This window comes from Micromonospora sp. NPDC050980, assembly GCF_040653835.1.
Classification (GTDB): domain Bacteria; phylum Actinomycetota; class Actinomycetes; order Mycobacteriales; family Micromonosporaceae; genus Micromonospora.
The window spans coordinates 1-19,471 of the sequence record NZ_JBFAGS010000023.1; the positions used below are offsets into that span (position 1 = coordinate 1).

Below are 19,471 nucleotides of genomic sequence, written 5' to 3' on the forward strand. Positions count from 1 at the left end.
GAACACGAGGCCCTACACGCGATGACCCACCCGGTCACCGCACCCCTGAAAACCAGCTAACCAACTCTCCACCAAACCCGGGGCTTGACAGCCGGTCAAAGATTCCGTCCGGCAGGGTCATCATGTTGGAGTGGTAGGCGAGGTGGATACCCGGAGCCGCGCCTGTTTCAACGAGGAGATCGAGGAGACGGGCGTGTCCCCGCTGGAGGAACGGCTCGCCACCCGCGAAGTACACCCGGCGCAGCTCTCCGGCATTGGCTCGAAGGACTTCCCAGAGCTGCTGGTCATCGCGGTACGGGTCGATGTGGGCGGGTGCCCAGGACGGGTGCTGATCAAGTCCCCAGCGTGAGCTGACGGGGTAGCCGCACATGATGCATTTGAGGTTGCAGGCGTTGCCGAAGCGAAGGTCAAGGTACGTGGGGAAGTTCGGAACCGTTCCGCTGGCATCGGTTGCGGCCACCAGGCCGAGGATGTCGACGTCGTCGCCGATGATCTGGAGCGCTTTCTGACGGTACGATTCGCCGCCTGCGGCCTCTCGTTCATAGCAATAGGAGCAGGCATTGACCTGTTCTCCAGCGAGCATCGACAGGCGCGTCTGGCGCATCTTGGGGCTGTTGAACGCCTCCATGAGGCCGTAGACCCGTTCAGGGTTTTCCGTGGCGAAGCGCGACTTGGGCAGGCACCCCAGCGCGTCCGCATTGAGCGTGAAGTTTGGTTCGAGGTCGTTGTTGTAGAAGTCGAGGTGGTTCATGGATCGGTCGACGCAGCACCGTCCCCAGACTCCGTCGACCGAGCCGCACAGATGCACCCATGGGAAGATGCAGAACACATCGTTGTCAGGCAGGTCCACAGTTCCGCTCCTATCTCGACCTGGATTCGGACTTCCTTAGCGGCAGTGCGCAGTCCGCGCGGCGGCAAAGAGCGGCCCCTTTCGACCTGGGCTGGCTGGTGGATCACAACCAGACGTCTCCCCTGAGCAGGCGCTCGTAGACGGCAAGATATTCACGGGTGACTCGGTGGTGGCCCCACCGTTGCAGAGCGGCGGCCCTCACCTCGTCGGGCTGCGGCAGTGCTGCCAGCGCCTTCTCGGCGGCTTCCGCGGTGATGCCGTCCGCGCTGTCAGGCAGGACCAGGCCTACGTCAGGAACGATCTCGGGCAGGCAGCCATTGGCGGTGGATATGACCGGAGTGCCGCTGACAGCCGCCTCTGAGACGACGGTGGCGCCTGGCTCACTCCACACGTCCCCGAACGACCCACGTACCGGTTGCGACATGACGAGTATCGCGCGAGCACCGCTGATCAGTTCCAACCTGGTGCGGCCTCCGACGTCTCCGAGGTACTCCACCGTCCCCGGGTATTGCGTGGTGATTTCAGTTAGATACTCCGGTTCCCAGCTCGGACCTGCGACCCGTAGCGGTAAGCCTGCGGCTGCGGCGAATGCCGCAGCCTCCTTTGCCCCCTTGTGGCGTGAGACCCGTCCGAGAAACAGCAGGAAGTCCTGCTTCTGATCGGTGTAGAGGTGTCGCTCGGGGTTCACCGGCAGTCGGATCACGGGCGCTGTTGCTGATCCGGCACCCGTCCTCTGGGCCTCGGAGACGTACACGCAGTTGGTCCTGTACTGCGGGGTCCCGGTGAGGTGGAACGTGCTGATGGTTGGCGGGGTGGTCCTGGCGGGGCGCAGGTCGCCGTTGGTGTGGTCATGCACCACGTCGACGCGGTTGTTCGCCAACCACAGTTCGGTATCCGTGGCGTCGACGACATCGGGGACGGTCAGTCCCGACCTGGCTGGGCTGCCGGGTGCGCCCAGGAGCGCGAGTTCGCAGCCAGCGGCGAGTAGTCCGTCGATCAGGGTGGCGACGACCCATTGGATGCCGCCGTAGCGCTGTGGTGGAACTGTGATCCAGCGGGAGGAGTCGCCTGGTAGGCGGAACGGCGGGTTGAGTAACGCGATCTTCATTGCGATCTCAGGTCCTTCGGTCAAGAACTTGGCTGAGCGTCGTGGCCACCTCGCCGAGGCCCGCCGCCACGGGGGCTGCGTTGCCGTTGACGTTCCTGCTGATGACCTGGCTTCGTAGCTCTCGGTACGCCTCCACAATCTTCTGGTCGCAGCCCGACGGTGCGTCCCAGCCGTGGCTTGGCCGGATCAGCGTGGTGAGGCAGCCGAGGGCCCCTGCTGGTTCGATGTCGTGGTCCCATCGGTTTCCGACGACGAGCGTCTGCGCGGGCGAGGCCCGCAGCTTGTCCAGCGCCCAGCCGAGCAGGCGCGGATCCGGCTTGGCGTAACCGACGGTCGAATCGAGAGCAACCAGTTTGAAGGCGTCGCCGAGGTGAATTTGTCCCAGGGCCGCAGCGCACTCAGGTGGCTGATTGGCCACGACACAGAGGTCGTACCGGCCCGCGAGTTGGCGGACGGCATCGACGGCACCGGGTATTGGCTGCACCAGCTCACTCCACAACGCTCTTGTCTCCAGCCAACTCTGGCGGGCTAGTGGCCGCGAGAAGACTGTTCCGGCGCGATGGTGCGATGCCGGCGCTGCGTAGAAGACCTTCATATCGCGGATGAGGCTCGACGCTGTGAAAGACGGATCAGCCGTCCGCGCTCGGGCGAAGACCTGATGGATCCAGGCCAGTTCGAAGGGTTCGTCGAAGTAGATGACGCCCCCCACATCGAGGGCGATGAGCTGGACCGACTTCACGCTGCACCCTCGGTCAAAGGCCGGTGGCCATCGCTGCCGCCGCTTAGCCGGCCGGTGATCCAGCCGACCCAATCGCCTTCGACGCCGCAGGGAACCTCGATCCGTACTGCGGAGGCCAGCTCAACCGGCCCGTGCTCGCGCGCCCATGCCGCCGTCCGCGCGATCCCGTCCCCGAGGTTCGTCTCGGGCCAGGGGCCGAGCACCTTACGGGCGTGTGCGCACTCGGTATAGGCGGTGCGAACCTCCTCACGCGCCGGGAGGTGGACGATTGGATGAGCGGGCACCCCCATGGCGCAGCGGACTGCGTCCGCCAATTGCAGGACGGTCGCGGTCGTTGATGAGCCGACGTTGTAGACCTGTCCCCAGGCGTGCGGCTGGTCGGCGGCCACGAGGAACGTGCCGACGATGTCCCCGACGTACGTGAAGGCTCGGATCTGACCGCCGTCACCGTAGACGGTGATGGGCTCGCCTCTCATGATCTGATTCAGGAAGATCGCCACGGCATTTCGGTACGGATCGCACATGTTCTGCCACTCCCCGTACACGTTGTGCATTCGGAAGGCGAAGTAGGGCAACCCCTGCAGTCGCATGGTGATGTCCAGCTCACGCTCGACGGCGAGCTTCGCGTTTCCGTAGCTGTCCGCCGGATGGGCCACATCAGTCTCGCGCATCGGGAGCTGACCGTGGCCGTAGACGGCTACCGATGAGGCGAAGCCCAGGAAGCCGACCTCGGCGCGAAGCGCCGCGTTGATGATGTTGACGCTGCCCAGCACGTTGGCGGTGTAGTTGAGGCTCTTGACGGCATGGCTGATGCCCTCGGCGGCGAATGCCGCGAGGTGGAACACACCATCGAAGTGGTGAGTGCGAAACAGCCGGGACACGGCGATCTCGTCGGCGATGGAGGCCGTCACGAGTTCAGCCGCGACGGGAACCCTCATGCGGCTGCCTCCGCTGAGGTCATCGAGGACGACGACGTCGTCCCCCCGCGCTACCAGAGCCGCGGTGAGGTGCGAGCCTATGAAGCCGGCACCGCCGGTCACCAGAAACTGCGGCATGGTCTTCCTCCTTCCGGGTGGTCGCTAGCGCCTCAACGGGTGGCTCCACCCGCTCGGGCTTGCGTGGTGTCGGCCCAGAGGTGGCCGGGCTTCACGAGTTCGGCGGACGGGCGACGTAGGGAGCGCGCCACCGGCAGGGTCTCGGGTAGACGCCCGACGGCGAGCATCATGATCACGCTCTCGTGATCCGGGATCGCCGCGATCGATCTAAGCTGTTGATCGGTTTGGCGGTCGACGGACCAGTTCAGGCAGCACGTGCCGATGCCGAGAGCGTGGAAGGCGTAGACGAGTGACATGGCGAACATGCCGCCGTCGATCCACCCTTGGTTGCGCTCGCCGACGTAGACGAAAGTGCGCAGGTCGACAGTGATCACCAGGATTTGGCTCGCGGTGTGGCCGAACCCGGCGTTGCCGTTCTGGGTGGCGAGTACCGCGTCGGCGGCGTCACCTCGGGGGTAGACGTGGACCGACCAGCTCTGGCGGTTGCAAACCGACGGGGTCGACTGTGCGGCCTCGACCGCTGACTCGATCTCCTCCCATGTGACCGGGTCGTCGTCGAAGTGCCGGATGCTGTGGCGGGTGAAGAAGAAGTCGAGGCTGTCGAGCTTCGCGGCTTTGAGCACGGACTCCCGCGAGATGATCCTGGTGCCGCCCAGCGAGTCGCACGATCCCAGGCCGCCCGCGACCGTCGCGAGGTCGACGCGCATGCGTTGCACCCACAGCGGAGCCGCATCTGGACCGCTCGTGTGCCGTTCGATGTACTCGGTGATCGCGGCGGTCGCGGACCGACAAACGTTTAGGTCACCGCCGAGGGTGAGATAGGTGGTGGTGTTGGCCAGCAGTCGATTCACGATCGAGCGCCCGAACCATGGGCGCGGCTTCGGGACTGCCAGACCCTTCTCGATGCGGTGGGTGTCCACGGTGACCAGGGCACGGAGCGATGCCATGCTGCGCGGTGACATGGCAGCCGAGTGAGAGGCAAATCGGGCCGTGTCGTGGGCGAGTTGCCGGAGGATGTGAAGCGCGCTGCGCCACCGACTTCGATGCGGGCCGTCCGTCGTCGGTGGCCCTGGAAGGCGCGTGTCGTGCCGGTCGATGGCTGTCACGCGTGCGCTCCGAGGGTGTCCGCGACCCGGGCGAAGTTGGATCGCGCGCGGGTTCGGATCAGCGCACCGCGGTTGGCCAGCGCTGATCGCAGGGGTTCCAGGTCGATGCCGTCGCCAATGCGGGCGGCGGTCTTGTCGTCGGTGATGAAGGACTCCACGCCGAGGTGGACCTGATCGAGCGGGATCGTGTCTCCGTATGCGTCCGACAAGATCCCGAGGAACTTCTGCGAATAGCCGATGGTGACTGTCGGCACGCCGCTGGACAGGGCGGCGATGGCGGCGTGCATCCGCTCGGCGACTGTGAGAACGGACCGGGCAGTAATAGCCTTGTACTGCGCCGCGTTCAGCGCTCCCGGTACGGCCCGCACAAGCGGATGTGCGACGTTCTGTGCCAGGTCGGCGACCAGGCGGCGGTCGTCGTTGTGGGGCCGGGTGTCGTGGACATGAGGGAGCAGCAGGATCGGCAGCCGCCACCGTGAGACGAGACAGCTGATCAGACTCATGAGCGCCGACATGTGCTGTCGCTCGGACAGGCCACGCAACGCGGCGATGCCCTTGCTTGGAGCGAGGCACACGTATGGACATCCGGGCGGAACGCCTATTTCGGTGAGAAGTCCGTCGGCGTGTTCGGGCGGGGCGGCAGCCAGCAGAAACGCCGGATCCGCCGCCAGCGTCACGAGCTTGTCGGACAGCGCGAGGTCGTTGACCACATACCGCCGAGAGATCGTCTCTCTGATGGTCAGCACGGCGCAGTGCTGAGCCGTGGCGCACCATGCTTCCGCCTCAGCGGGATCGCTGAATGGTCCGATCGAGTGAGCCAGCATCGCGACCGGTACGTTGTGATTGTGCGCGGCGACCGGGGCCGCGAGGTACTTGGTGGAGACGCCGTAGTCGGCCGTGTGGAGGTCGCCCCCGGTAGTGACCACCAGGTCGGCGGAGGCGATGAGGCGCTCACGCCTGGCGGCGAGGCGGTGTTCTGGCTCGGGCGGGGCGGTGCGCAGGGATCGGGAGACGACGAATGGGTCGGCCACGCACTCGGCTTCGGGGAGGGCCAGCAGCGCGGCGTCCTGCTCAGGGGTTTGGGTCAGGACGGTGGCACGCCACGATCCGAACGTGCCGAGTCCTTCGATGATGCAGCGGACTAACGCTTCGACGCCGCGGTTCTGGCAGCTCGTTACGCCGCTGATGATGACGTGTGGTGGCACGCGACCCTCCGGCCCGTTGGCTACTGAAGAAACTTGAGGAGTTGCGTCAATACCTGCTCGTAGTTGAAGGCCGCGAACGCCCGGCGTTGGATCGTGGTGACGAGCCGGCGGTAGCGGAGCGGTTCACGTCGGATCCGTTCGAGCAGGTCAGTGGGCCGTGGGCCGAACAGCAGTTCCAACGCCTCGTCCCCGTACACCTTCGTGAGGTACGCGAGGTTGCTCGCGAGGACCGGCACGCTGCCGGAGGCGAGTGTCTCGAACATCCTGGGCGTCAGTAGCCCGAGGTGGGTCAGCAGCGGCCGGGTGAGCAGTGGGGTGATCGCCGAGCGGGACATCTCGGTGACCACCTGCCCGAAGGGCAGAGAAGGGGCCACCAGCACGCCGTGCCGCGCAAGCCAGCCGCGCTCAGAGCGCGACGCGGCTTCGTGGCCAGTGCACGCTTCACCGTCCCACCACCGGCCGCAGACGCGCATGCGGGACAGCGGCGGCCGTGACACGAGCGCAGCCTTGACGACGTCGGTCAGGCTGGTCCACCGCCACCAGTTGTTGCCGACGTACTGAAGCTCGTAGGCCAGCTGATCGGCAGGAGGGGCATCGGTGGCCAGGCGGACGATGGCGGGCATGCCGAAGTAGGGGAAGTACTCGGCACCGGCGGGTAGTGATCCGTCGACCCGGGGTTGGAGTACGACATCAGCCAACTGGGTGTAGAGCCGGGACCAGCTCGCATGGCTGTATCCGCTCGCGTTGTCGTCGGGGCCGAGGCTGACGAACGGCCCCCAGTGCCCGTCCGGGTCCACGACGAGGCGCCGGTGCCGCGGAATTCGCTCGCATAGCTCGAGTTGCTGGTCGGTGAGGAACTGGCGGCCCTCGAAGACAACCACGAGATGGGTCGCCCACCCGACGTCGTCAACTAGGGGAAGATGCGTCGGGACCTGAGGGTCCATCCGCGCGAGCTGGGTCGAGACGCCGATCTCGCACCCCACCGTGTCGGCGACTCGGGCGTACTCGGCGATCATGTGGCTTGATCCGGCGTTCCAATGGAAGTTGCCGGCGACGAGGATCCTTGGCGACGTCATCGTCCGGTCTCCTCCCAGCCAGCGGCGTCCGGGGGCGCGGCCGTGACCGTTCCCTCGCGCCTCGCGGTCGCCAATCGCAGTTGGCGATACTGGCGACGACGGGCGAGAACCTGCGGAGCTCGCACGGCGAGCCATCCCGCGGCCCCCACGGTCTCCACCGCTCCGATCAGCGGAGTCGTGCGACCTCCTACGCTGTTCCCCAGCAGGTCTCGGCGAAGCCACCGGGCGGCGAGCCGTGCAGCATCGGCAGGTGCCCACTCCACATCAGTGAGCAGGTAGTAGTAGCGGTTGCGGCGCATGTTGACCCGGCGGTACCGGCCGCGGCCGGCGCCTCCGCCGCCCTTGTGTTGAATGCCGAGATCCAGCGTGAGTGCGACCCGCCAGCCCGCCCACCGTGCGCGCCGGCACAGGTCGACCTCCTCGTAGTAGGTGTGGAATACCTCGTCGAAGATGCCCACGGTGCGCAGGGCCTCGGCGCGTGCGAACAGTGCGGAGCCTTGGACGTAGGGGTGTTCCAGCGTGTTCGGGGCCCGTCCTTCCATCGGGCTGGCCGGAGATGGATGGTCGGGCCAGTCGGCAGCGAAGGCGTGCCGCTCACCGGTCTGCAACGCAAGCGTCGACCAGTCGTTGTACTCGTTGAGGTCGGCCGAGGACTCATGGAACCGGTACTGCATCGGGCCGACGATCCCGTAGTCAGGCCAGCGCTGCATGAACTGGACCAGCCCGCGTACCAGCCCTGATGGCGAGCGGGTGTCGGGGTTCACGAGGAACACGTAGTCGGCCCCGGCGGCGAGGGCGTGCCGCATGCCGATGTTGTTGGCCCGCGCGAATCCGTAGTTGTGGCGGTTGGGAATGACCGTGATCTCGGGGAACTCGGAGCGGACGTGGTCGGCGCTGCCGTCGTGCGAGGCGTTGTCTACGTACATGACACTCAGGTCGATGCCGTCGGTGTCGCTGCCCAGGAGCGACGCGAAGCAGGTGTCCAACCATGGGCGTTCGTTGGTGCCGACCGTGATTGTCGTGACCCGGGGTGGCCGCGTGGGTGTCATGTCAGCCGTCCCTACCGGTCAGGACGAGCCCGACCGGGGCGAACTCGATGACAATGCTGCGCCGATACGCGGTGCTGGTGTTGGTTCGTGAGCCGTGCACGACCCGAACGTCGTGGGCGAGAACATCTCCGGCGGCGGCGGGTACCGGCTGGACCGGGCCACGCTCGCATGTCTGGGCGACATCGGCGTCGTCGGGAAGCAGGTGCGATCCGGGAACGAACTCGAGGCATCCGTTCTCCAGAACCGAGTCGTCGAGGAACAGACTGAGGTTGAACATCGTGTGCGCCGTTACAGAGGTGCGGTCGCGGTGCCAGGGAACACGCGCGGCGAGGCCAGGCATCTTGACGATCATGGCGCAGGCTGTGGCGTGGCCCCGGGTGCCGAGGATCTCCTTGGCCAGGGTGTGTAGCGGTCCCTCGGCGTAGAGCCGTGTGATTGGCGTGGAGCCCTGATTCTCCAGGTTGTGAACGCGGTACAGCACCGGCTCACCGGCGCCCGCTGCGTTGAAGAACCAGTAGTCGTCGGACCTGTATCCCTCATCGGCGAACCGACGCACTAGCCAGTCCGCCTCCGAGCGCAGCTCGGACAACAACGATTCGTCGACAGCGGCGACAGCGGCGAAGCCATCGGTCCGGAGCTGGTCGAGCATGGCACTCATCGATTCCTCCCCGAATCACAGGAGCCAGTCAGGCTGGACCAGCGGACGTTCCCTGCTCACCCGCTACCGTTTGGTGCGCGCGCCGCGCGGCCAGGACGATGTCGCACACCGACGGTGCGACGCGCTCGTTGATGACCTGTGGTGTCCCGAAGCCGGCGTCCGTGAGCGCCTTCAACAGAGAGGGACGGTCAAACCACAGCGTTGTCTCGGTCAAAGCGCGGGTCCGCGGCTCGGGGTGGTCTTCGTGGACGAGCTTCACCACGTAACCCTCCGTGTCGAACGTCGTGTCCGCGTCGCCCCAGTAGTGAGTAGACAGGAACAGGCCATCCGAGACGTCGGCGATGGACCGGAGCAGATCCCAAGGCCGCTGGAGGTGGTACAGCAGCCCTGTGCACAGCACCACGTCGAAGCGTCCCAGCGAGCGCAGGTCGAACTGCTCGACGTCGGCGTGAACCAGTCGTACGTTGGTAAGTCCGTGCAGCCCAAGGACGAAGCTCGCCCGAGACAGGTTGTCAGCGCGGCCCTCGACGGCAACTACGGTGACGCCAGGGCGAGATGCCAGCCGGATCGTGTCGGCACCCTCAAGGGCGCCAAGCTCCAGGATTCGCGTCGCGTCGGGAAAGACGTCGAAGAACGGGAGTGCCCGCCCGACTCTAGGTGGCGCCACCTGTGTATCGCGCGGATACGTGACGCTGTCGTACTCGAACCCGTTGACCCACGGCCCGAGTTCCGTCGCACGGCGTTGAATCTCGTCGGGTCTCACTCTCCGCTCCCTCACAGTTGACGATGAACGGGGGATTTTTCGATCTGGCCGGCCTTCAGCAGGGCAACCGCCCGTGTCCCGATCTTGAACTTGTGGATTGGTCGGACATCGTCGCCGAGCGGCACCCGCCTTCCCCGCGCGGCGATGACGATCACCGCATCGGCCGGTAGCACTGATGCGACGGCTCGCACCATCCCAGCCGTACCCGACTCGGCGTTCGTGCCATGCCATTCGGTCTGCTCGCCATACGGAACGTCGGTGATGACGATGCGAGGGGTACGTCCGTCGAGGACCGCACCGAGCTGAGTGGGGTCGAACGCGTCCGCCACCTGGGCGACGCTCGAGACGTCCCCGCCGTCGTCAGCGAGCCGCCGGCGGAGGCGATCGGCCGCCTCCGCCGCTTCCTCGTGTGAGGACTTGCCGTACCTCGCCGCCAGCTCGGCGAGGTCCGCTTCTCGGGCGCTTAGACCTGCCTGGGTGAGCAGCGTAAGGTTTCGCCGGGCCAGGGCTACCGCGCCATCATCGATGTCCGAGGCGATCACCTCGCTCACCTTTCGGCGGTGCAGGAACGCCAACACGGTGGACAGATAGCCGCTTCCGCAGCACGGATCCCAGATCGTCACTGGTTCGTGTGGGCCGAGGGCAGCTAGGCCCCGGAGAAACATCTCGGAGGCTAGCCGGACGGGGAAAGCCGGGTGTCCTGGAGCTGAGTGGAGAACGGAGCCGCTTGCAAGATCCGCGTAGTTGCGTCCAACCGTCTCGAACCGGTAGGCCATCCTGTACCTCTCATCGAGAACCGCTAGGCCGGCTCATATTTGGGTGCTGCCGGCGATAGCCATCGGCTAGAGCCTCGCAAACTACGCCGGCCACCACCACAGCCCCGAACAACGCGGTAAGGGTTGCCCGGCGCGGCGTGGAGCATCCTGCCTGCCAGTTGCGCGACCATTCCTTGCGAAGGCCTCCGCGGACAGCATGACGCCTGTGTTCGCTGCGGCCCTGCCAGAACGCACGGCGAAGTAGATACGCGAGCCGGAGCCGGCTCGCTGGGATGAGATGGCGAACCTCGACACCTGGAAGAACCTCTTGCTGCCCACCTCGCGAAACGAGAGTCCGCACGAATGTGGTGTCCTCCGCCGACCCCAGCGTCCCAGCTGTTCTTCCGAGTCGCTCGTCGAAATCAACTCCCAGCAGGCGTATGCGTTCGATGTCCATGCCTAAGAAACCGCCCCAGATAGAAACAGGGGTAATCGGACTGTGGGAGCCCAGATAGTGCAGCTGGCCCGCGCTGAGGAACCAAGGAGGGCGGCAGCTTTGGAAATCCGCGGTGATGCGAGCGCCGATAACATCAGCCCCGCGCGACAGCGCTGCCCTTGCGCATTCCACGGCCTCGCGAGTGGCGACAATATCGTCGTCCAGGAAGATGACGAGCCTCGTGACGCACTCTTTCAAGACCCGATTCCGGCTGTGCGCGAGCCCGCGATTCGTGTTGTTGGCGATTACCGTCATTGCGGGAGGCAGGATGCCAAAGTCGGGTGCGACTGGTATGCCGTCCATGACGACGAGAATTCTATCGTCCGGACCGAGTAGGCCGATACTCGACTGAATGACATTTGGAAGGAGGGACGGCCTGTTGCTGCATATGGCGAGCGTGATTGGCACCAGTTCCACGGACACGTCAGGACTCCAGCCATTTTTTGGTTATGGGGCCGAGGTGTTCTCTATGCGCGCTCTTTGGTGGCTCTTTGGCGTGCCGATTCGTACAGGACAACCGACCCGGCTGTAGCGGCGTTCAGCGAGCTGGCCATCCCTGCCATGGGTATCCGGACAAGGTGGTCGCAGGCATCACGCCAAGCCGAGCTGAGCCCGGTCGTCTCGTTTCCGACCAGCATCAGAGTCGGCTGGGTGAAGTCGTACTCCGTTGCCTGAGCCTCACCGTGCTCGTCGGTTCCCACGATTCGTACATCGACGCCGTCTGCTCGAATCGTCTCGACCCAGTCGAGGACCGGCCGGTGTGACGGCACGCGGACCACGGGAACTGAGAACAGCGAGCCCGTGCTGGCCCGTACCGACTTGGGGTCATAGACGTCGGCGGCATGGCCGGTGACGATGACGCCACTCGCGCCGAAGGCGTCCGCCGACCGGATCAGCGTCCCGATGTTTCCGGGGCTGGTGGGCCGGTCGAACACGACCGCGAGCATGTCGGGGCTAGTCGGGATCCGAGATAGGTCGTCGTCGGGCATCGCCACGATGGCGAGCAGCTCCGGTGCGTCGTCCATCTTGCCGCCCAACTCGAACATCAACTCGCCGGCAACGGCAACCTTGGTCGCGCGGGTCGCATCGAGGGTTTCGTGCGCCCAGGTCGACAGGTGCGCATCCGCGTTGTACAGAACCTGGCGGACCTGCCACCCGAGTTGGATCGCCATCCTGATGGGTCGGACGCCCTGAACGAGGAACTCGCCGCCGCGCTGTCGCTTGGTGCGATTGCTCAACAGCGCCTCCCACTGTTGGAACCGCGCATTGCGAGTCGTCACCCGTAGGACTGCCACCAACCCCGCCTCCATCGCGTCCGGCCGTTCGTTGTTCGGCACGCCGTGAAGTGGCCGCACATCCGACCTGGGCGGGCGAGCGCGTCGGCCGTCCCGGACGGCCGAGGCGGGCCACCGGCTGTGAGAGCAGACGAATGGCGCACCGGAACGTACAGAGCGTACTTGGGTGGGCACCGCACCCCGAACGCGAGCTCCGCGAGGAGTCCGTCCGGTCGCGGTCGCCTTCAGCCCAGCCTTGCTGCCTGGCATCTCAACTCCCATGCCGTGAACTTGCTCTTGGCCGATCTCCCCCGCTTCAGGTGGGGTCTGCAAAGTCGGTGTAGTCATGGTGGTGGATGCCGTCGCAGCTCGCTACCTCGGTACCCCGGACTGATGCATACAACTTGCCTTGTCTGCATCAGCGCGATTGATGTTCAGCGTCCTTGGTCAGCCTCCGCGGCGACCAGCGAGTTGCTCAGCTCGGTGGGGTGCACGGTCCGCACCGGTGAGTGCCCGCACGCGCCTTCTGGTGGCAAGTCGCACCGCGTCAGCGCAGTCAGGCCGGGTGGTGACCGCAAGGCACTGCAGCGCTAATCCTGGTCCCGGTGGTGGCGCCGGTGGGCCGGTGCCGTCGACCTGCGGCAAGGCTCAGCCGGTACACAGCAGCAGCCGTTCGGGGCAGCGGCGCCGGGGGATCGGCGGCGCGAGGAGCGGGTTCCGGGGAGCGACGCGGGCCCGGAGGGTTAGCCATTCCTCACCGGTACGGCGTCCAAGCAGCGTCGAGGTCGCCGTTGCGGAAGGTCCTCATACGATGCCGCCACTGATCGCCAAGAGATGGATTCCCTCGTAGCACTGGGAGGACGCTGGTCACTAGCTGGAGTTCACGGAGTTGGCGGAAGATGGGAAAGCCCGACCAGCCGGTGATGTCGAAGCCGTATGTCATGGCTAGCTTCTTTTGCGGGTTGCCGGGGTAGCCGAAGCGCAGTTCTCCGACTGCTACAGGCGTTAGGTCCCATTCGCGGGGTCCGTAGGCCGCAGAGTCAAAGTCGCAGATCACTGCACCCTCGGGCCCCGGGATGAGGTTGCCAAGGAAGCTGTCGCCGTGGATTGGCCCTGCCGGGAGGGCATATTCGAGGCGAGCGACCGCCTCTTCGAGTTGCTCGCACTTCGTCTCGAGGAACGTCACGACTTCCTGGGGCAGGCCGTCGGTCTCGGCGATGCGCTGCCGGATCGGAACTAGGGGTCGCCAAGGCGGGAGCGGCGTCTCCGGCGGCGGAAGGCTGTGGTAGCGGCGCAAAATTCGACCAAGGTGTGCTCCGGTCGGTGCGCGTCCCGTCGAGGAAACGCGCCACCAGAGGGTTGCCAGATGCCCATACGCCTCGACAGGCTGGTTGATCCCCGGAAACAGTCGCACAGCGGGCATACGGTGTCTGGCCAGCCACTCAGCAACGGTGATGACCTTCGACACCCGATCGCGAACCGTTTGCGAACCAGCTATCCGGACGACAATCGGTTCGTGGGGCAGGTCCAGGACGGCGTTGTTGGTGAACTTGATGAGTCTCGCCCCGGCGGACTCAAGGCCAACCTGGTCACAGATCGCGTGCAAGACGGTGCTGACGGCATCACGGCCGAGGGCGGGGGAAGCATCGCCCGGCCTGGATAGGTTAGTCACGATGCGGCCCGCAGGGCAGAAATCTCATCCGCAAGATCACGCAAATCCCCATCGTGACTTTCCGCGAGGCATCGAAGCGGTTCCATCCTGTCTATTGTCCGGACCGACCTCACCGTTGCTGCGTTGGCTACCGCCTGACGACCCGCGTCAAGGCCCCGGTCATGCTCCCCGACCCGCAGGCACGCAACGGCAAGAGCTGTCAGCTCGAAGATCTTGCTCCGGGCCATGCCTGGCCCTCGCATGGCGACTGCCTGTTGCAGGTAACCGACGCTGGCGTTGAGATCTGCGTCGCTAGGTGACATGAGGGCGGACAAGGTGACACCTATGGACGCATTAAGATCCGCCTCGCCGAAAAAGTGAACCCAAGTCGGCGCACTTTGGCGATCCGCGCGAGCAAATTCGTCCTGGGCGCGGCCGATCGATCGGTGCATCTGCTGCGGATCGTCGAGGAATGCATATGCCCACGCCTCGTTGACGCACAGCATGGCGACCGTCAGCCCAGAGCCTGAGTCTTGAGCAGCGATCTGGCCAAGCTGAAAAAATCGCAACGCTTCACGGTGCATGCCGCGATGTAGATGGAGGCGTCCCATTCGGTAGAGGACGTTGGCTGCCAATGAGAAGTCTTCGGCGTGCTTGGCCTGTTCGAGGGCGCGGGCGAAATGCTTTCGTGCTACGGAGTACATGCCGACGTCGAACGAGGTCCACCCAGCAAGGTTATGTAGGTCTGCCAGGGCTAGATGCAAGCGCGTGAGGGTTTGGTCGTCGCAGGTGGCTGTAAGGAGCTGCTGAGCCCAGCGAACCTGGGCTGCCACGGCGTCCCTGCAGGCTCCACCGCCGTGGCGGTAGTCCAGCGTGCGCATTGTGGCTGTGAGCGCCTCGATCTGCTCTATATCCCACACGCCAACGCGAGCAGGGGCAGGGGCGACCTGCCTGTCAATTGGCTGCCACCAGCGGGCGATCTCGTCGGGGGCAGTTCCCATCGTGACGTTGGCCGCATGGGAGAGGAGGCGCCTCACCTCCTCTCGTTCATCAGCGTGGGTTGAGCATGTCGCAGCGGCCAGATCGAGCGCGGTCTCAGTCGACTCGTCGTAGGCCACCCCCATGTAGCCGCGAGGAATGCCGAGGCCGTCGGCGATGCGGACCAAGACGTCGTGCGCCATGACCCGCCGGCCCTTGAGCACCTCATACACCTCGGACGCCGTCTGGCCGGTCAGGCGAGCGATCCTCCGTTGAGAAACCCCGACCCGCTGGAGCCGCTGGTAGATCGTCTTCAGGTCGCGTGAAGCCAGCGCCTGGCGCATCTCGCGATGTTCCCACACCGCAGGGGCTACGGCATCCGTAGATGCCTCGTCAGCGTTCATGTCGGTCCTCGCTGGCTCGAAAGGCTGGCCCGTCTCCGCAGGCTAGCCGCAGGCAGCCTCGAACGAAATCCCGACTTGCGGCGGCGACTAGCGCGACTAGGCACCCATGCCGCCTATCGAAGCAGATGGGTGCCCGTACTTACACGGTCCGTCATCTTGGGGAAACCTGAGGCTGCGACCGGCGGTGGGACAGGGTCGCTTCAGGATGGGGAGGAAAACAGATGACGCGTCCGCTGGTCAGACCTGGACACTTCCTGTGCAATGACGTGAGCGGGACCTGACGATGCCTCAGCGTCCGCGCACCCTTACCCCCGATGCGTCACCGAGGCACTTGTTTGGCGCCCTGTTGCGTGAATGGCGTCAGCTGCGTAATTTCTCACAAGCGCATTTGGCAGGACTTGTGTATGTCAGCGCCGACCTAATTGCCAAAGTGGAGAAGGCCTTCCGATGGCCGCCAGCGGGATTCGCCGCGCGTTGTGACGTGGTGCTGAATACCGGAGGCGTGTTGGAAGAACTGCTGCCGTTGGTGGACCGTGAGCGCTTGTCCCTTCAAGTAGCGGCAACCGCCGACGCTGGGATCGCTGCGATCGAAGCAGGTCAAGAACGTCCGGAATTGTCGGCCCATACGAGGAAGTCGCATGTCCTAGTTGGTGCGGTGCCGCTCGGCCCAGCCGATAAAGCCAGCCCGCGGGAGAGCGCATCCCGAGCGGCGGCGCTTGCGTCGCAGCGCTCCTCCTGGCGTGGACCTTCATGAACCGTCGAGGCCGTAGCGGTGTCGACAGGCTTCAGCGAGTCAGCGGGTTCGAGGTCTGCGCCCGCCTCATGCCCTCAAGTTAAGCCCATTCAGGCTCTCGAATCAGGAAGGAATGTTGTGCCTGTTGCCCGGAGGCTTGCGCTTCTGTTGCTGATCCCGCTGGTGGCGACTTTGGTGTTCGCCTCGTGGGGTGTGGCATCGACCAGCCGTCAGGCGCGCAGTGCCGATCACCTGCAGTCGCTGGTGGCCGTGTCCGCAGCGGCGGGTGGGGTCCTTCACGAACTTGACCGGGAGCGGCAGGTCGCTGCTGGGCTGGTTGCCGATCCGGCGGGTGGCCTTAACGGTTATCTCGAGCAGGTGGCGACCTCCGATCGGGCGGTGGACGCCTACCGCCAGCGCCGTGGCGAGCTCGATGCCTCGGAGAGGGTGGTGGGGCAGCTGGTGGAGCCGTTCGATGAGCAGTTGCGGTTGCTGCCGGCGGTTCGGGAGCAGGTCAAGGCGAGGGCGACGTCGTTGACTTCGGTGCTGGTGCGCTATCGGGCGGTGATCGCGCAGGGTCTTGCGCTGCGGGGGACTGTGGGTCAGGTCGGCGGCGCGGATGGTGTGGTGGCCGATCAGCTGCGGGTGGCTGCGGCGTTGTCGCAGGCGGGGCAGTACGCGGGTATCCAGCAGGCCGCTGTGGCTGCCGGCAATGGCGCCGTGGTGTCGCAGGCGGTGCAGCGGGAGTTGGCCGCGAACCGTGCCGGGTATGACGAGGCGCTGCTGGCGGTGTCGCAGCGGTCGACGGCGCGGTGGCAGTCGTGGTTGGACCAGGCGTTGTCCGGACCGCAGGTCCTCGAGGCGCAGCGTCTCGACGACGAGGTCGCCCGTACGCAGGTTGGTCAGCGGTTGCGGGTGAACGCGTCGCGGTGGGCGGCGGCCAGCGGTGAGCGGCGTGATCGGCTGCACTCGGTGCAGATTCGCGTCGATGCGGATATCGCCGCCGAGGTGGGACGGCAGCGCAGGCAGCAGTGGGTGACCACGGGCGTGCTGTCGGCTGTCGCGGTCGCGCTGGTCGTCGCTGCGTCGGTGTTGGCGTGGAGGCAGGGCAGGGCGTTGGCGCGACGGTTGCGGCGGGTGCGCGACGCGGTGACTGGGATGGCTGATCACGATCTGCCTGAGCTGGTGCGGCGGGTTTCGGAGGCCGACCCGGCGAATCCGTCGTCGATGCCGCCGGCTCCGGCCGAGTTGGCGCCAGCGCGCAGCAGCCGGGACGAGGTAGACGAGGTCACTGCCGCGTTCGACACCCTCGCGCTGACCACCTACCGCATCGCAGGAGATCTTGCCCGGCAGCGGCGGGTGGCGTCCGCTGCGGTCGAGGCGGTGGGCCGGCGCTGCCAGGGCATGACTCACCGCCTGCTGGAAGCCCTCGATACGGCGGAGCGCGACGAGGCCGACGAGGCGACGCTGGACACGTACTTCGTGTTGGACAACCTCGCGGCGCAGTTGCTGCAGTTCGTCCAGAACTTGTTGGTGCTCTCGGGCAGGTCGGTGGGCACCGTGCACCCCGAACCGACGCCGTTGGTGACGGTCGCTCAGGCGGCGCTGGGTCGGGTTCAGGAGTACCGGCGGGTGAACCTGGGCCTCATCGACGACCGGATCCTGGTGCCGCCGGCGATGATCGACGATCTGGTGCACCTGCTGGCGTCGCTGCTGGACAACGCCACCCGCTACAGCCCGAGCGAAACACTGATCACGGGGCACCTGCTGGGCAACCGGGTGATCATTCAGGTGACCGATACCGGCACCGGTATCACACCGGACCTGCTGGCGCGGCTCAACCGGGAACTGGCCGCGCCCGCCCCGCAGATCGAGGTGGACCACATCCGCCGGCAGGGCTTGGCCACCGTCGCGGTCCTCGCCGCATCTCACGGCTTGGCGGTGCGGCTGTTGCCGGCGCAGCCACACGGCACTGTCGCCGAGGTCGAGATCCCCGCTGAGCGGCTGCTGGTCACGATCCCATCACCGGTCGCTCTGCCCGCTGGCCCGATCGCCGGGCGTCGCCCGCCCGGCGGCACCCCCGCCTCCACCCTCACCCTGCCCAACCCCGCCCCGACGAGCCGACCGGCGGTCGTTCCCGCACCGCGCAGGCCTGATTCCCTGCGCGTCGGCGACAGCCCAACCCAGCCGCTGCCGACGATCACACGCCGGCCGCTGGCAGTGGAGCGAGAGGCCACCCCAGTGTTCGACGAGGCAGCGCGGCGGCGCCCGCCGTCGCCGTGGTTCGAGGACGGCGCCACAGTCCACCTGCAAGCCCCCACACCGCCGCATCCCCCTGCGGATGAGGGTGCCGCGACGACGCTCAACGGGCTTCCCGTGCGTCAGCCGATGGCGACGTTCACGCCGCCGCCGCTGCCCGCCCCTGAGCCACCTCGACGTCCCTCCGAGCGGCTGGCCGAGGCGGCAGCCGCCTACCAACGCGGCCTCGGCCGCCACACCCCTTCGGAAGGTCACGCATGAGCAATCACCTGAGCCAGCTGCTGAGCACCAACCTCGCCCGGATACCCGGGATCAGCCAGGCCGTGGCGGTGTCCGCCGACGGGCTGCTGCTGGCCTTCACCGGCACCCTCAACCGGGACGCCGCCGAACGGCTCGCCGCGATCGCCGCCGGCATGAACAGCCTCATCAACGGCGCGGCCCGTGACCTCGCCGGCGGCGCGGTCGAGGGAAACCTCACCACCCTGGAGAACGGGTTCCTCATGCTGGTCACCGTCAGCAGCGGCGCGTCGCTGCTGGCGCTGACCAAACCCGGCGCGGACATCGCCTTCGTCACCCGCGAGTTGCACCGCTTCGCCGATCAGGTCCGCGACCAGCTCACCCCGGCCTTCGCCGGGAACCTCGCCGCCGCCGGGTACGGCCCCCGGTGACCGCGCCCACCGCCGTGGCGGTGCGGGCCCCCGCCGGGCCGCCACGGTTGAAGATCGTATTGACCGGTCCGTTCGGCGTCGGGAAGACCACCCTCGTCGGCGCGGTGTCCGACATCGCGCCGCTGACGACCGAGGCGGTGATGACCGCCGGGAACACCGCCGACGACACGACGCACACACCGGCGAAGACCACCACCACGGTGGCGATGGACTTCGGCCGGCTGGAGATCAACGGGGTCACCGTCTACGTCTACGGCACCCCCGGGCAGCACCGGTTCTGGTTCATGTGGGACGCGATCGTCCGCGGCGCGGTCGGCGCGGTGGTTTTGGTCGACACCCGACGGCTGCAGGACTCTTTCCGCCACCTCGACTACGTCGACAACGCCGACCTGCCGTTCGTCATCGCCGTCAACCAGTTCCCCGGCGGCCACACCTACCCGGTTGACGCGGTCCGCGAAGCCCTCGCCGTCACTGCCGACGTGCCCGTGGTGGCCATCGACGCCCGCGACCGCGACAGCGTGCGTGACCTGCTCATCGCCCTCGTCGAGCACGTCCTCGCCCGCACCGCTCGGTCCAATCCCACGCGGGCCGCAGCCACGAGCCCCTGACCGGCGCCCGCGAACCCGCCATTCCCTGAACCCCTC

At 66.4% G+C, this 19,471-nt stretch carries 19 protein-coding genes; 4 read left to right on the top strand and 15 right to left on the bottom strand.

All coding sequences use genetic code 11. The features are described from left to right. Positions 1-34: 34 nt before the first annotated feature. From AB0H28_RS25395 to AB0H28_RS25465, 15 genes are all read right to left on the bottom strand, one after another. Entirely contained in the window at positions 35-850 is an 816-nt protein-coding gene (locus AB0H28_RS25395; RefSeq protein ID WP_358044984.1) for a twitch domain-containing radical SAM protein, read from the bottom strand. A gap of 103 nt (positions 851-953) precedes the next feature. Then, positions 954-1,958, bottom strand: a complete 1,005-nt coding sequence (locus tag AB0H28_RS25400) for a glycosyltransferase (protein ID WP_358044987.1) — start codon at positions 1,956-1,958, stop codon at positions 954-956. A gap of 7 nt (positions 1,959-1,965) precedes the next feature. Then, complete coding sequence (locus AB0H28_RS25405; protein WP_358044990.1) at positions 1,966-2,697, bottom strand: HAD family hydrolase; 732 nt, start codon at positions 2,695-2,697, stop codon at positions 1,966-1,968. After that, positions 2,694-3,752, bottom strand: coding sequence for an NAD-dependent epimerase/dehydratase family protein (locus tag AB0H28_RS25410; protein WP_358044993.1), 1,059 nt, complete (start codon positions 3,750-3,752; stop codon positions 2,694-2,696). Before AB0H28_RS25410 ends, AB0H28_RS25405 begins: the two co-directional genes overlap by 4 nt. A 32-nt stretch (positions 3,753-3,784) precedes the next feature. Next, a complete protein-coding gene (locus AB0H28_RS25415) occupies positions 3,785-4,672 on the bottom strand; it encodes a nitroreductase family protein (protein ID WP_358044996.1) in 888 nt (295 codons plus the stop codon). Between the two features lie 182 nt (positions 4,673-4,854). Next, a complete protein-coding gene (locus AB0H28_RS25420) occupies positions 4,855-6,063 on the bottom strand; it encodes a polysaccharide pyruvyl transferase family protein (protein WP_358044999.1) in 1,209 nt (402 codons plus the stop codon). 20 nt (positions 6,064-6,083) lie between these two features. Beyond that, positions 6,084-7,139, bottom strand: coding sequence for a glycosyltransferase (locus AB0H28_RS25425; protein WP_358045002.1), 1,056 nt, complete (start codon positions 7,137-7,139; stop codon positions 6,084-6,086). Beyond that, a complete protein-coding gene (locus AB0H28_RS25430; protein ID WP_358045005.1) occupies positions 7,136-8,188 on the bottom strand; it encodes a glycosyltransferase family 2 protein in 1,053 nt (350 codons plus the stop codon). The genes AB0H28_RS25425 and AB0H28_RS25430 overlap by 4 nt, the downstream gene beginning before the upstream one ends. 1 nt (position 8,189) lies before the next feature. Then, a complete protein-coding gene (locus tag AB0H28_RS25435) occupies positions 8,190-8,846 on the bottom strand; it encodes a phytanoyl-CoA dioxygenase family protein (RefSeq protein WP_358045008.1) in 657 nt (218 codons plus the stop codon). Positions 8,847-8,874: 28 nt separating this feature from the next. Next, on the bottom strand, positions 8,875-9,609 hold the full coding sequence (locus AB0H28_RS25440) for a class I SAM-dependent methyltransferase (protein WP_358045011.1): 735 nt from the start codon (positions 9,607-9,609) through the stop codon (positions 8,875-8,877). An 11-nt stretch (positions 9,610-9,620) separates the two neighbouring features. Beyond that, a complete protein-coding gene (locus tag AB0H28_RS25445; RefSeq protein WP_358045014.1) occupies positions 9,621-10,385 on the bottom strand; it encodes an rRNA methyltransferase in 765 nt (254 codons plus the stop codon). Between the two features lie 10 nt (positions 10,386-10,395). Continuing rightward, a complete protein-coding gene (locus tag AB0H28_RS25450; RefSeq protein WP_358045017.1) occupies positions 10,396-11,283 on the bottom strand; it encodes a glycosyltransferase in 888 nt (295 codons plus the stop codon). Positions 11,284-11,327: 44 nt separating this feature from the next. After that, the gene (locus tag AB0H28_RS25455; RefSeq protein ID WP_358045177.1) at positions 11,328-12,158 is read right to left on the bottom strand and encodes an RNA methyltransferase; all 831 of its coding nucleotides are present in this window, start codon (positions 12,156-12,158) and stop codon (positions 11,328-11,330) included. A gap of 730 nt (positions 12,159-12,888) precedes the next feature. Beyond that, the gene (locus AB0H28_RS25460) at positions 12,889-13,806 is read right to left on the bottom strand and encodes an aminoglycoside phosphotransferase family protein (RefSeq protein WP_358045019.1); all 918 of its coding nucleotides are present in this window, start codon (positions 13,804-13,806) and stop codon (positions 12,889-12,891) included. Beyond that, positions 13,803-15,167, bottom strand: a complete 1,365-nt coding sequence (locus AB0H28_RS25465; RefSeq protein WP_358045022.1) for a helix-turn-helix transcriptional regulator — start codon at positions 15,165-15,167, stop codon at positions 13,803-13,805. Before AB0H28_RS25465 ends, AB0H28_RS25460 begins: the two co-directional genes overlap by 4 nt. A 283-nt stretch (positions 15,168-15,450) precedes the next feature. Between AB0H28_RS25465 and AB0H28_RS25470 the strand changes: the two genes are divergently transcribed. The 4 genes from AB0H28_RS25470 (at position 15,451) to AB0H28_RS25485 (ending at position 19,435) form a co-directional block, all read left to right on the top strand. Continuing rightward, positions 15,451-15,921 carry a helix-turn-helix domain-containing protein gene (locus AB0H28_RS25470; protein ID WP_358045025.1) on the top strand — a complete coding sequence of 157 codons (471 nt, stop codon included), beginning with the start codon at positions 15,451-15,453 and terminating at the stop codon, positions 15,919-15,921. A 147-nt stretch (positions 15,922-16,068) separates the two neighbouring features. Then, complete coding sequence (locus tag AB0H28_RS25475; RefSeq protein WP_358045028.1) at positions 16,069-18,420, top strand: nitrate- and nitrite sensing domain-containing protein; 2,352 nt, start codon at positions 16,069-16,071, stop codon at positions 18,418-18,420. Continuing rightward, positions 18,417-18,827: a roadblock/LC7 domain-containing protein gene (locus AB0H28_RS25480; RefSeq protein WP_123111405.1), complete on the top strand. Its 411-nt coding sequence runs from the start codon at positions 18,417-18,419 to the stop codon at positions 18,825-18,827. The genes AB0H28_RS25475 and AB0H28_RS25480 overlap by 4 nt, the downstream gene beginning before the upstream one ends. Next, entirely contained in the window at positions 18,824-19,435 is a 612-nt protein-coding gene (locus AB0H28_RS25485) for an ATP/GTP-binding protein (RefSeq protein WP_358045031.1), read from the top strand. Before AB0H28_RS25480 ends, AB0H28_RS25485 begins: the two co-directional genes overlap by 4 nt. The last annotated feature ends 36 nt before the right edge of the window (positions 19,436-19,471 follow it).

Bases quoted from the DNA above. Each gene is read 5' to 3' on its own strand.
- AB0H28_RS25480 (WP_123111405.1), top strand. From the start codon at position 18,417: ATGAGCAATCACCTGAGCCAGCTGCTGAGCACCAACCTCGCCCGGATA.
- AB0H28_RS25400 (WP_358044987.1), bottom strand. From the start codon at position 1,958: ATGAAGATCGCGTTACTCAACCCGCCGTTCCGCCTACCAGGCGACTCC.
- AB0H28_RS25430 (WP_358045005.1), bottom strand. From the start codon at position 8,188: ATGACACCCACGCGGCCACCCCGGGTCACGACAATCACGGTCGGCACC.
- AB0H28_RS25470 (WP_358045025.1), top strand. From the start codon at position 15,451: ATGCCTCAGCGTCCGCGCACCCTTACCCCCGATGCGTCACCGAGGCAC.
- AB0H28_RS25410 (WP_358044993.1), bottom strand. From the start codon at position 3,752: ATGCCGCAGTTTCTGGTGACCGGCGGTGCCGGCTTCATAGGCTCGCAC.
- AB0H28_RS25445 (WP_358045014.1), bottom strand. From the start codon at position 10,385: ATGGCCTACCGGTTCGAGACGGTTGGACGCAACTACGCGGATCTTGCA.
- AB0H28_RS25435 (WP_358045008.1), bottom strand. From the start codon at position 8,846: ATGAGTGCCATGCTCGACCAGCTCCGGACCGATGGCTTCGCCGCTGTC.
- AB0H28_RS25465 (WP_358045022.1), bottom strand. From the start codon at position 15,167: ATGAACGCTGACGAGGCATCTACGGATGCCGTAGCCCCTGCGGTGTGG.
- AB0H28_RS25425 (WP_358045002.1), bottom strand. From the start codon at position 7,139: ATGACGTCGCCAAGGATCCTCGTCGCCGGCAACTTCCATTGGAACGCC.